The sequence below is a fragment of the Pelagibacterium sp. genome, from assembly GCF_965249125.1.
Classification (GTDB): domain Bacteria; phylum Pseudomonadota; class Alphaproteobacteria; order Rhizobiales; family Devosiaceae; genus Pelagibacterium.
This window is the reverse complement of the sequence record NZ_OZ252217.1, coordinates 1,764,673-1,776,939: the sequence shown is the minus strand read 5'-3', so window position 1 is coordinate 1,776,939 and position 12,267 is coordinate 1,764,673. Positions and strand designations below refer to the sequence as shown.

Below are 12,267 nucleotides of genomic sequence, written 5' to 3'. Positions count from 1 at the left end.
ACATCTCCGTGTCGCGGAGGCCGTGCGTTGAGGAGCCACGGTACGGTTGATGGAGGAGGGGCGATTGATTTCGCCTTGAGGAAACCCTGGGAGGATTATCCGATGAAAAAGTTCACAGTGGCCGCATCCATTGCGGTCGCCCTTATGTCGACGACAGCCGTCTCGGCTGCCGAACTGGAAGTTACACACTGGTGGACATCCGCCGGTGAAGCGGCATCGATCGCCGAATTCGCACGCATTTTCGAAGAAGAGACCGGTCACACCTGGGTCGACAGCGCTCTGGGTGGCTCGGGCACCGGCGCAAACCCTGTCATCATCAGCCGCATCATCGGCGGTGACCCGATGGGCGCAACCCAGATGAACACGGGCCGCGACGCCGAGGAGCTCATTCAGGCCGGCTTGATGCGCGATCTGACCGATATCGCCGAAGAAATGAACATTCGCGATTTCTATGTCGACGAAACCCTGCTCGAGCCCTGCACCTATGAGGGGCGCATCTATTGCTTCCCGATCAATATCCATTCCTGGGACTGGCTGTGGCTCTCGACGGCGGCTTACGAGGAAATCGGCCAGCCCGTTCCCACCAACTGGAATGAGTATGTCGAAAGCTGGCCTGCGCTTGAGGAAGCGGGCATCCTGCCCTTCGGTCTGGCGACCGGCTGGCCGATCGACGGCGTGCCGGGTGTGCTCCTGGCCGGCATCGGCGGTACCGATCTCGTCCTTGCCGTAAACCGCGACAAGAGCGGTGACGCGGTGCGCGGTCCTGAATTCCGCAAGGTTGCCGAGGCGCTCGAGCAACTGCGGACAGTCATCTCTCCCGACATGATGGTCCCCACATTTGGTGACGTGGGCAATCAGCTCCTCGCCGGCGAGGCCGCGGGCAACATCCACGGTGACTGGCTCCAGGGCGATCTTCAGATTGCTGGCGGCGTGCCCGGTGAAAACTATGAGTGCATTCCGGGGTTGGGTCTTAACGATCAGCTTTCCGGCGGCGGCGACTCGTTCTTCTTCCCGCTTTTGCCCGAAGGAACCGATCCCGAGGTTCTCGAAGCGCAAACCCAGCTTGCACGCATCCTGATTTCGCCCGAAGCCCAGCTGGCTTTCAACCTCAAGAAAGGCTCGATGCCGATCCGGACCGACATCGATCTTGAAGCGGCCAATCCCTGCATGCAGAAAGCGCTTGGCCTGCTCGGCAACGGCTTGCTGCCCACCGGTGAGTCCACGCTCACCAGCGATACCCAGCAGCAGCTCAATGACCTGACCAAGGAGTTCATCGACAACGACTCCATCACCGTCGATGACTATATCGAGCGTTACGCTACCCTCATCGAGAGCGCCGACTAAGCGCCTCGAAGAAATATGATACGGACGCGGTCGGCTTCGCCGCCCGCGTCCCCCATATCGGAGGGATCGATTTGACTCAGGTTTCGCACGGCGCCAGCGCGCAGCCCGCAAGCCCTTTTGCCCGTTATGTGAGACAGCTGTTCACACGCAATCTTGCCGCAAAATTCGCTGCAACGCCGATGGTTCTTACTGTCCTGGTTGTGTTCGTGGGCTGTACGGGGTGGACCATCTGGTACTCCTTTACCGGCTCTCGCCTCCTGCCCAACAACACTTTTGTAGGGTTCGAGCAGTACGAGCGGCTGTTCGCCTCGTCCCGATGGAACATCTCCATCCGCAATCTTTTCATTTACGGCTGTTTCTCGCTGGTCTTCACCATGGTCATCGGCTTCGTGCTGGCGGTCCTGATGGATCAGAAGATCCGCTTCGAGAGCGCCTTCCGCACCATCATGCTCTACCCCTTCGCCCTCTCGTTCATCGTGACGGGCCTCGTCTGGCAATGGATCATGAACCCCACGCTCGGCCTGCAGGGCACCATGCGCAATCTGGGCTGGGAGAATTTCCGCTTCGACTGGATCGCCCAGTCCGACATGGTGATCTATGCGCTCCTGATCGCCGGCCTGTGGCAGGGCACCGGCTTCGTCATGGTGCTGATGTTGGCGGGCCTGCGCGGCATTGACGAGGAAATCTGGAAGGCCTCGCGGGTCGACGGCATCCCGACCTGGAGAACCTACCTTTTCATCGTTCTGCCCATGATGCGTGGCGTTTTGGTTACCGCCGTCGTGATCGTCGGTTCGGGCATCGTTCGGCTTTACGATCTGGTCGTCGCGCTCACCAAGGGCGGCCCCGGCATCGCGTCCGAAGTCCCCGCGAAATACGTTTATGACTACATGTTCACTGCCGGAAACATCGGGCAGGGGCTGGCGGCATCGACCATGATGCTCCTGACGGTCATGATCATCATCATTCCCTGGGCTTATCTCGAATTCGGCGGGGGCAAAAAATCATGAGCAACCCAGCAGCAATTTCCGGCACGGTTGCAACCGACGCAATAAAAAAGGACCTTGCGCTTTCCGAACCGCGCGGCCCGCGTCCCAAGCCCTTTTTCACTCCGCGGCGGATCGTTCTGTATTCGATCCTGTTCGTGGCGTGCCTCTACTATCTGTTTCCGCTCTACGTCATGGTCATGACCTCGTTCAAGACCATGCCCGATATCCGTTTCGGCAATATTTTCGCGCCGCCCCGTGAATTTTCCGCTGAGGGGTGGGTGAAAGCCTGGACCAGCGCCTGCACGGGCCTGACCTGCCAGGGGCTCAGCCCCGGGTTTTGGAACTCGGTCAAGATCCTGATCCCAAGCGTCATCGTTTCGACCTCCATTGCGGCGGTCAACGGCTATGCTCTGGTCAACTGGAAGTTCAGGGGCTCGGAAATCTTCTTTGCCATCCTGATTTTCGGATCGTTCATTCCCTATCAGGTGATGCTTTATCCGCTCGTCATGATAACCCGTGACCTCGGTATTTTCGGCACGATCCCGGCTGTCATCCTGGTGCATACAGTGTTCGGCATGCCCATCCTGACCCTGCTGTTCCGCAACTATTTCGCCTCGCTTCCTGTGGAATTGTTCAAGGCGGCCCGTGTCGATGGGGCTGGGTTCTGGCGCATATTTTTCGAGATCATGCTGCCCATGTCGCTGCCGATCATCGTGGTCGCCCTGATCCTGCAGGTGACCGGCATCTGGAACGATTTCCTGTTCGGCGTCGTCTTCGCCGGCACGCAGAATTATCCGATGACGGTGCAGCTCAACAATATTGTCAATTCGGCCCAGGGCACCCCTGAGTACAACGTCAACATGGCGGCCACGATGCTTACGGGTCTTGTGCCGCTGATCGTCTATTTCGTCTCCGGCCGCTTGTTCGTGCGGGGCGTTGCCGCCGGCGCGGTGAAAGGATGAGTACAATGCAGCAAAGCGTTTCGATCAGGGATCTTTCCCTCAATTTCGGCGCCGTGAAAGTCCTCGAACGCATGAATCTCGATATCGAGCAGGGCGAATTTCTCGTTCTGCTCGGGCCCTCGGGCTGTGGGAAATCAACCCTGCTCAATTGCATTGCGGGCCTGCTCGACGTCAGCGGCGGGCAGATCTTCATCTCGGGCAAGAACGTGACCTGGGAAGAGCCCAAGGATCGCGGCATCGGCATGGTGTTCCAGTCCTACGCGCTCTACCCGCAGATGAGCGTGAAAAAGAACCTCACCTTCGGCCTTCGGGTTGCGGGCCATAAGACGGACGATATCGAACGCCGCGTCGCCCGCGCCGCCGAAATGCTGCAGATCGAGCCGCTTCTCGAGCGCAAGCCTGCAAATCTCTCCGGTGGCCAGCGCCAGCGGGTGGCTATCGGCCGGGCTCTGGTGCGCGATGTCGATGTCTTCCTGTTTGACGAACCGCTCTCCAATCTCGACGCCAAGCTGCGTTCCGATCTGCGCGTCGAGATCAAGCGACTGCACCAGCGGCTCGAAAACACCATGATCTACGTCACCCACGACCAGATCGAGGCCATGACGCTGGCCGATCGCATCGCCATCATGCGCGACGGGATTATCCAGCAACTCGACACCCCGCACGCCATCTACAACCGCCCCGTCAACCTGTTTGTGGCGGGCTTTATCGGCTCGCCCTCGATGAACTTCATCAAGGGCGACCTGCGTGGCCGGGCGTTCAATGCCGATGGCGTTCCGCTCGATATGGAAGGCTATGGCTTTGAGCCGGGCAACGAGCAGCTCGAAACGAGGGCCGTGCTCGGGGTCCGCCCCGAACACGTCATCGTGGGTGAAGCTGCCGCGACCCAACCCGTCAACTTCCAATCCGAAATCGAGATCGTCGAGCCCATGGGGTCCGACACCATAGCGTGGGCCAAGCTCGGAAAGCATGAATTCACCTTCCGCGCCGACAGCGAACTCAATCTCGAAGTCGGACAAAAGATACGGCTTGGCTTCGATCCTGCGCGGGCGTCTATCTTCAATGCCGAAAGCGGCGATCGTATTTAGGGAGTCTCCAGTGACTGACTTTTCGTTTCAGCTTTACAGCGCGCGCAATTTCCCGCCGTTCAGCGACGTGTTCGCCCAGCTTTCGCGTCTCGGCTACGCCAGCGTCGAAGGGTTTGGCGCGCTCTATACCGACCCCGCAGGGCTGCGCCGGGACCTCGATGCCAACGGGCTGACCATGCCCACCGGCCATATCGGTCTCGATCAGTTGCGCGACAGGTCCGGCGCCACCGAAATCGCCCGCACGCTGGGCATACAGACCATTTTCTGCCCGTTCATCGGCCAGGAATACTGGAAGCAGTCCGACGAGAAGTGGACCGAGCTGGCGCGTGAACTTGCCGAAATGGCCAAATACTATCGCGATCAGGGCTTCGGTTTCGGCTGGCACAACCACCATTTCGAGTTCTGGCCGACCGATACGGGCCGCGCGCCAATGGAAATCCTGCTCACCGAAGCGCCCGAGCTCGATTGGGAAATCGACGTCGCCTGGGTGGTGCGCGGCGAGGATGACCCCAAACGCTGGATCGACAGATATGGCGACCGGATCGTGGCCGTCCATCTAAAGGACATCGCTCCCGAGGGCGAAGCCGCTGACGAGGACGGATGGGCCGATCTCGGCCACGGCACCGTGCCGTGGAAAGACCTCTTCGCCGATCTCAAAGCCAAATCCAAAGCGAAATATTTCGTCATGGAACATGACAATCCCAGCGATCTCGAACGCTTTGCCTCCCGCTCCATCGCAACGGCAAAGGCTCTCTAGGACCATAAAATGAGCAAGACATACGGCGTCGGCATTCTGGGTGCCGGCAATATTTCATCGGCCTATCTCAAGCTGGCGCCCCTGTTCAAGGGTATCGAGGTGAGGGCGGTCGCAGACATTGTTCCCGAGGCGGCCAGGGCCCGGGCCGACGAGTTCAAAGTGGCGGCCCAGACCCCCGATCAACTCATGGCCAATTCCGAACTCGACGTGATCGTCAATTTGACGATTCCCGACGTCCACTACACCATATCGAAAGAGATCGTTTCGGCCGGCAAGCACGCCTATTCCGAAAAGCCCCTGGTTCTCACGCTTGAGGAAGGCGAGGATTTGCGCAAGGCGGCCCAGCAAGCCGGAAAGCAGATCGGCTGCGCCCCCGATACCTTCCTTGGCGGTGCGCATCAACAGGCCCGCGCCCTGATCGATGAAGGCGCCATCGGCAGGGTCACCTCAGGCACCTGCCACGTCATGAGCTATGGGCTCGAACACTGGCACCCCAATCCCGATTTCTTCTTCAAGCCCGGGGCCGGGCCGGTTCTCGATATCGGACCCTACTACGTCGCCAATCTCATCAATCTGATCGGCCCGGTCAAAAGGGTGACGGCGTTTTCCTCCACGCCCCGTGAGCGCCGGGAAATCACCAGCGAACCGCGCCGGGGTCAGTATGTCACCGTCGAAACACCGACGACCATTCACGCCGTGCTCGAATTCCACAATGGCGCCCTCGTCACCCTCGGCGCGTCCTGGGACGTTGAGGCGCACCAGCACTCCAATATGGAAATCTACGGCACCGACGGCTCGCTCTACGTTCCCGATCCCAATTTCTTCGGTGGCGAACTGACGCTGGCCCGTCGCGAAGGCGTGCGCGAAGTGGTTGAACCCTGGAAACATCCGCTGGGCGTGGCCAATTGGGAACGCCCGAACGGCCCTCCCTTCGCCAATTACCGCACAGCGGGCCTGGCCGATATGATGCTGGCCCTCGATGCGGGCCGCAAACCGCGCTGCTCGCTCGAAACCACCCTGCATGGAGTCGATGTCATGACCTCGATCCTCAAATCCGGCGAAATCGGCGAGGCCATAACCTTGACCACCACTTGCGAGCGACCCGACGCCCTGGGGCCCGTCGAGGCGCAGGCATTGCTGGTCTGACAGGACACAGCCGCGGAGACCTAATATACGGGCTCCTCCCGTCGCGGCGCATGGTTGGGGGACCATGCGCCGCGATTTTTTGTTACGAGCGCTGCCCTGCCTCGCTTGACTGTCACGGCAGGGCATCTATCGTGTAAACGTTTTCACCTGACGCACGTACGTCACGGAGCGGAACGCCGCTGAAACCGAGGAGGACATATTCATGCGCACATTGAAGGGCCCGGCGATCTTTCTGGCCCAGTTTGCCGGAGACGCGGCACCGTTCGATACGCTCGACAACATCTGTAAATGGGCCGCGGGCCTTGGCTACAAGGGCGTGCAGATTCCCACATGGGTCGCGGGCTTCATCGACCTGAAAAAGGCAGCCGAATCCAAGGATTACTGCGATGAGCTAAAAGGCATCGCCGCGAGCCACGGCGTCGAGATCACCGAACTCTCAACCCACCTCCAGGGCCAGCTTGTCGCCGTTCACCCGGCCTATGACACCGCGTTCGACGGCTTTGCCGCGCCCGAGGTGAGGGGCAACCCCAAGGCCCGCCAGCAATGGGCGGTCCAGCAATTGCTCTGGGCGGCAAAGGCATCCCAGAATATGGGGCTGACCGAACACGCCACCTTCTCCGGCGCGCTTGCCTGGCCCTATATCTATCCATGGCCCCAGCGCCCCGCCGGGCTCGTTGAAGAGGCTTTCGACGAACTGGCCCGTCGCTGGACGCCGATTCTCGACAAATTCGACGAGGCTGGGGTCGATCTTTGCTACGAAATCCATCCCGGCGAGGATCTGCACGACGGCATTTCTTACGAGATGTTCCTTGAGCGCGTGAACAATCACGCCCGTGCCAATCTGCTCTACGATCCGAGCCACTTCGTGCTCCAGCAGCTCGACTATCTCGATTACATCGACATCTATCACGAGCGGATCAGGATGTTCCACGTCAAGGACGCCGAGTTCAACCCGACCGGCCGTCAGGGCGTTTATGGCGGGTTCCAGGGCTGGGTCGAGCGGGCAGGGCGCTTCCGTTCGCTGGGCGACGGGCAGGTCGATTTCGCTGCCATCTTCTCCAAGCTCGCCGCCTATGATTTTGCCGGCTGGGCCGTGCTCGAATGGGAATGCGCCCTCAAGCATCCCGAGGACGGCGCTCGCGAAGGGGCGGAATTCATCGCCAGCCACATTATCCGCGTCACCGAAAAGGCTTTCGACGATTTCGCCGGTGCCGGCACCGATCGCGCAGCCAACCGCAAGATGCTCGGATTGGATTAAGGAGAAATTCAATGGCAGAAAACGGAAAACGCCCCATCCGCCTCGGCATGGTCGGCGGCGGCACCGGGGCCTTCATCGGCTATGTCCACCGCATCGCCTCACGGCTCGACGGCGATTATCAACTGGTGGCCGGCGCGTTGTCCTCGCGCGCTGAAATTGCAAAGGAAAGCGGCAAGAACCTCGGGTTGGCGCAAGACCGCGTCTATACCGATTTTACCGAAATGGCCCGAACCGAGGCCGCCCGCGAGGACGGCATCGAGGCCGTGGCCATCGTCACGCCCAACCACATGCACTTCGCCCCGGCCAAGGCCTTTCTCGAAGCGGGCATCCACGTCATCTGCGACAAGCCGCTGACCGCTTCGCTCGAAGACGCTCACGCTCTTAAAGGGGTGCAGCCGAAAAACGGCGCCAAATTCCTCCTGACCCATAACTACACCGGCTACCCGCTGATCCGGCAGGCCCGCGCCCTTGTCGAATCCGGCGCCCTGGGCAAAATCCGTGTCGTTCAGGTCGAATACCCCCAGGATTGGCTGGCTGTGGCACCCGACGAGGATAACAAGCAGGCCGCCTGGCGCACCGATCCATCCAAATCGGGCGCCGGCGGCGCCATCGGCGATATCGGCACCCACGCCTACAATCTCGCCCGCTACGTCACCGGGTTGAAAACCTCCGCCGTATCCGCCGATCTCGACGCCTTCGTTCCCGGTCGCCAGCTCGATGACAATGTCCACATCATGCTGCGCTTTGAAGGGGGCGCCAAGGGCATGCTCTGGGCTTCCCAGGTCGCAATCGGCTGCGAAAACGGCCTCCAGCTTCGCGTCTATGGCGAAAAGGCCGGCATCGAATGGCGGCAGGATAATCCCAATTCCATGTGGTTCACCGAGTTCGGCAAACCCAAGCAACTCCTCACCCGAGGCGGCGCCATCGACGGCTCTGCCGCTGGTGCCATGGGCGTCCGCATTCCCGCCGGCCACCCCGAAGGCTATCTCGAAGCCTTCGCCACCCTCTACAGCCAGTTCGCCGCCATCATTCGCGGTGAGGGCGCCGAGTTCGAAGGCCTGCTTCCCACGCTTAATGACGGCGTCGAGGGCATGGAATTCATCATGGCCGCCGTCAAATCCTCAAAGGACGACAGCCGCTGGACGCCCCTGGGCTGACCCGACAATAAAGGGCGGCGCATCGCGCCGCCCGATTCCAGATCGACAGTATAAAGCGCTACATTGGCCACCGGATAGGCGGTGTTCGTGTCGACCTGTGACCAAACGGCCGCCCGGCCGGGCCAATCCTGCTCACGAGCTTTGCCCGCGCGCCGGTGATTTAACTCAGGAGGGCGGGGGCGGTCGAACCGGTCAGCACCAGCCCGGAAACAAACAGCAACGCCAGCACGAGGCGCCGGAAGGCTCGTGTGTCCAGCCGCCTGAACAGCATCGCTCCGATCAAGGCGGGCACCACCAGCGCCATGGCGATCAGCCCAAAATGCCGCCAGGTCTCCCCGGTGAGAATGCTTCCGGCGAGAAAATATCCAATCATTGTGGTTACATGCATGGCGATATTAAAGCCCTGCATAACCCCGCGCTGGCTGTCCTTGTCCATGCCTCTCAGCGTGCACCAAAGCGTCGGAATCGGTCCCGAAAGCCCTCCAAGCCCCCCAAAGACCCCGCCGAGCCATCCCGCGAAGGCATTGGCCCGGTTGCCGCCAAAATCGATTTTGAAACCGGCGGGAACGAACAGCATGATCGGACAATAAACGACCATGAACAGGCCCAGCGCCAGCTTGAAACCTTGCGGATCGAGCACGCTGAGCAGAAAAATCCCGAGCGGCACGCCCAGCACGCCTCCGGCGACGAAGGGCAGCATGCCGCGCAGGTTGAAATGGCGTCCGACGATCGGCAGCGTCACCAACTGCCCCACAAGCGAGCCGAACACCGCCATGGGCGCAGCCAGAGCCGGGTCGACGGCCCACGCCCAGATGCTCAGGCTCGCCAGCGCAAACGCAAATCCTGCCAGTCCCTGTACGAAGCCGGCCACGGCCGCACCGCCCAGAACGATAAGCAGATAGCTGTCCAAATTCCCGCTCTGACGCTTCAGGACGTTTTAATGCGTCCAGGGCGCCTTGCGGTCGAACCGGAAATTATCGGGATAGCTGACCTTCTTGATGGTCGGCTCCTGCGCCGGTTGCACCATATAGGCGATGCCTTCGCGGCGGGCATAGGATTCGGCGTCTTCGAGCGTATCGAATCGGAGTTTGATCTGCTGCTTCATGTCGCCCGAGGAGGTGTATCCCATCAGCGGTTCGATCGACCGGGCCACTTCGGGCTCGAACACCAGCACCCAGTCCTGGCTCTTGCCTTTGCCCGACTGCATGGCGTTGCGGGCGGGGCGATAGATGCGTGCGACCATATTCGTCAAATCCCATGGCTGGCCAATGGTCGGGGCAGCAAGATTCGAACTTGCGACCCCCGGTTCCCAAAACCGGTGCTCTACCAGGCTGAGCTATACCCCGACATGGCCATCGGTGTTGCGATACACATTCTTTTCTCGCAGGGCAAGGCATGTTACCGGGTCTCGACCAAAACTGGGGTCCGGACCCTGAAGTCTTTGGCGACCCGCGAATGCCCATGATTATGGAGATTGGGAAAAGTGCTGGCTCCTGAAACCTTTACCACCCGGTGGTTCAAAGCCGTCCTGGAACGCCACAGGCAGGCCAGGGTGCTTTTCTGGTGGCCATTCTGGACTATCGTCGGTCTTCTGGCCCTGGCGGTCATGCTCGATGGCCCGGTCACCGAGGCATTGCGAAACTGGCCCTCGGGTGAACGGGCCTTTTTCCGCTTCATAACCGATCTGGGCAAATCGGACTGGCTGCTCATTCCCACGCTGGTCGCCGGGCTGCTGTGTGCCGGCGCCCTCCGGTTCCGGCTCTCCTATAGCTGGGCATGGGCCGCTCGCGGCATCGTTGCGATTTCAGCCTATATATTTGCCACCATCGCCATTTCGGGGCTGGTTGCCGTTGTCATCAAGCGCATCCTGGGCCGCGCGCGTCCAATGTATCTCGAAGAGCTTGGCGTGCTTCATTTCCAGCCCTTCGAATTGCTCGACTGGAGTTTCCACAGCTTTCCCTCCGGCCACGCAACCACCGCCGTCGCCTTTGCCCTCGTGCTGAGCACGCTGACCAACCGGCGATTCCATGGCTGGTTGATTGCCTTCGGCTTTGCCATAGGGCTCAGCCGCATAGTGGTCGGCGATCACTACCTGTCCGATGTGATCGCCGGGTCTTTCGTCGGTCTGGCCTCGGCCATCGTGGTTCGCGACTATTTTGTTACCAGGCGCTGGGGCATGCGCATGGAAAAAGGGCAGGTCCACTATCGCATGTTTGCCGCCTTCGGGCCGCTTGTGCGCTGGCTGCGCCGTCGTCACATCCCCGCGGTCTTTAAATAGCGCGCAATCCCCTCGCCGAGGTCGGCCTTGAGATCGTCCGGGTCCTCAAATCCCACATGAAGCCGCATGAGATTGCCGCGCTCTTGCCAGGGCACCGCGGTGCGAATGCGCTTGGGATCGGAAGGCAGGATCAGGCTTTCGAACCCACCCCAGGAATACCCCATTCCGAACACCGTCATGCCATCGACCATGGCGGCGATGGCCGCGCGCGGCGCGGGGGGCAGTATTATCGAGAACAGACAGCCCGATCCTGAAAAATCGCGCTCAAACAGGCGGTTGTCCGGATGCGAGGGCAGTGCGGGATGGACGACCTCGACATGCTCGATCGCTTCCAGCCAGCTGGCCAGTTCCAGCGCGCGCCTTTGGTGCTCCTTCATGCGGACCCCGAGGGTGCGCATGCCCCGCGTCGCCAGATAGGTGTCGTCGGGCGAGGCGATCAGCCCGAACGTTCTGTGGGTCTGGATAAGCCTGTCGAGGTATTTTTCGTTGGCCGAAACCGAGCCCATCATGACGTCCGAGTGGCCAACGAACATTTTGGTCCCCGAATGAATGACGATGTCGGCGCCAAGCGAAAGCGGTTTGTAAAACAGCGGTGTTGCCCATGAATTGTCGACCAGCACCGCGATGTCGCGCCCGGCCAGGGCGGTTGTGATGGCTGGCAGATCCTGGATTTCGAAGGTCAGCGAGCCCGGGCTTTCTATGAAAACCGCACGCGTGCGCTCATTGACCAGTTCGGTGATCGAACCGCCGATTCTGGGATCGAAATAGCGGGCGGTGATTCCGATGCGTTTGAGCACGCTGTCGGCAAACCGGCGCGTCGGCTCATACGCCGAATCCGTGATGAGAACCTCATCGCCTACCGACAAACACGTAAGAAATGCCAAGGAAATTGCTGAAACGCCCGACGGCGTGAGTACGGTTCCGTCTGCCTCCTCCAGCCCGGTTATCAGCGTTTCCAGACCGTCGGTGAGTGGCGTGCCCTGACGACCGTACCGATATCGTATTGCCGCGTCGTCCAGCTCGGCCAATGTATCGAAAATGACCGTGCTGCCGCGATAAATGGGCGTATTGACGAAACCGTGTTGAGCCTTGGGATCGCGGCCGCCATGAGTGAGAAACGTCTCTGTACCCGATTGGAATATAGCGGTTTTTTCTTGGTCTGACATGTTACTTCGGCCTGGGTCGCTGATAAAAGGTCAGTATTGTTGCTTCTAATTTAGGCGTGCGCCGGCAAGTGATTATTTTCGTATCGCTTTTGCCCTTGACGCAAACAGTAAAACTGCGCTTCGAT

General features: G+C 60.4%; 12 protein-coding genes and 1 tRNA gene. 9 read left to right on the top strand and 4 right to left on the bottom strand.

Translation table 11 applies throughout. The annotated features are described in order from the left end of the window. Positions 1–102 precede the first annotated feature (102 nt). The 8 genes from ACP148_RS08720 to ACP148_RS08685 all read left to right on the top strand — a co-directional run bounded on the left by ACP148_RS08720 (position 103) and on the right by ACP148_RS08685 (position 8,698). Positions 103–1,344 carry an ABC transporter substrate-binding protein gene (locus tag ACP148_RS08720; RefSeq protein ID WP_421950531.1) on the top strand — a complete coding sequence of 414 codons (1,242 nt, stop codon included), beginning with the start codon at positions 103–105 and terminating at the stop codon, positions 1,342–1,344. Positions 1,345–1,472: 128 nt separating this feature from the next. Continuing rightward, positions 1,473–2,351 (top strand): carbohydrate ABC transporter permease, encoded by an 879-nt coding sequence (locus ACP148_RS08715; RefSeq protein WP_421950895.1) that lies wholly within the window; start codon positions 1,473–1,475, stop codon positions 2,349–2,351. Next, positions 2,348–3,292: a carbohydrate ABC transporter permease gene (locus ACP148_RS08710; protein WP_421950530.1), complete on the top strand. Its 945-nt coding sequence runs from the start codon at positions 2,348–2,350 to the stop codon at positions 3,290–3,292. The genes ACP148_RS08715 and ACP148_RS08710 overlap by 4 nt, the downstream gene beginning before the upstream one ends. A 5-nt stretch (positions 3,293–3,297) precedes the next feature. Continuing rightward, positions 3,298–4,380 (top strand): ABC transporter ATP-binding protein, encoded by a 1,083-nt coding sequence (locus tag ACP148_RS08705; protein WP_421950529.1) that lies wholly within the window; start codon positions 3,298–3,300, stop codon positions 4,378–4,380. Between the two features lie 10 nt (positions 4,381–4,390). Then, a complete protein-coding gene (locus ACP148_RS08700; RefSeq protein WP_421950528.1) occupies positions 4,391–5,137 on the top strand; it encodes a sugar phosphate isomerase/epimerase family protein in 747 nt (248 codons plus the stop codon). Between the two features lie 9 nt (positions 5,138–5,146). Then, on the top strand, positions 5,147–6,283 hold the full coding sequence (locus ACP148_RS08695) for a Gfo/Idh/MocA family protein (RefSeq protein ID WP_421950527.1): 1,137 nt from the start codon (positions 5,147–5,149) through the stop codon (positions 6,281–6,283). A 202-nt stretch (positions 6,284–6,485) separates the two neighbouring features. Further along, positions 6,486–7,541, top strand: coding sequence for a sugar phosphate isomerase/epimerase family protein (locus ACP148_RS08690; RefSeq protein WP_421950526.1), 1,056 nt, complete (start codon positions 6,486–6,488; stop codon positions 7,539–7,541). A gap of 11 nt (positions 7,542–7,552) precedes the next feature. Beyond that, on the top strand, positions 7,553–8,698 hold the full coding sequence (locus ACP148_RS08685) for a Gfo/Idh/MocA family protein (RefSeq protein WP_421950525.1): 1,146 nt from the start codon (positions 7,553–7,555) through the stop codon (positions 8,696–8,698). A gap of 160 nt (positions 8,699–8,858) precedes the next feature. Here the strand turns inward: ACP148_RS08685 and ACP148_RS08680 are convergent, their stop codons facing one another. The 3 genes from ACP148_RS08680 to ACP148_RS08670 form a co-directional block, all read right to left on the bottom strand. Next, positions 8,859–9,608 carry a sulfite exporter TauE/SafE family protein gene (locus ACP148_RS08680; RefSeq protein WP_421950524.1) on the bottom strand — a complete coding sequence of 250 codons (750 nt, stop codon included), beginning with the start codon at positions 9,606–9,608 and terminating at the stop codon, positions 8,859–8,861. Positions 9,609–9,635: 27 nt separating this feature from the next. Beyond that, positions 9,636–9,941, bottom strand: a complete 306-nt coding sequence (locus ACP148_RS08675) for an ETC complex I subunit (protein ID WP_421950523.1) — start codon at positions 9,939–9,941, stop codon at positions 9,636–9,638. A 26-nt stretch (positions 9,942–9,967) separates the two neighbouring features. Then, a tRNA-Pro gene (locus ACP148_RS08670) sits at positions 9,968–10,044 on the bottom strand. 137 nt (positions 10,045–10,181) lie between these two features. Between ACP148_RS08670 and ACP148_RS08665 the strand changes: the two genes are divergently transcribed. Continuing rightward, positions 10,182–10,976: a phosphatase PAP2 family protein gene (locus ACP148_RS08665; RefSeq protein WP_421950522.1), complete on the top strand. Its 795-nt coding sequence runs from the start codon at positions 10,182–10,184 to the stop codon at positions 10,974–10,976. On the opposite strand, the gene metC is transcribed toward ACP148_RS08665, so the two are convergent. After that, a complete protein-coding gene (gene metC / locus ACP148_RS08660; protein ID WP_421950521.1) occupies positions 10,952–12,142 on the bottom strand; it encodes a cystathionine beta-lyase in 1,191 nt (396 codons plus the stop codon). The genes ACP148_RS08665 and metC overlap by 25 nt on opposite strands. Between the last annotated feature and the right edge of the window lie 125 nt (positions 12,143–12,267).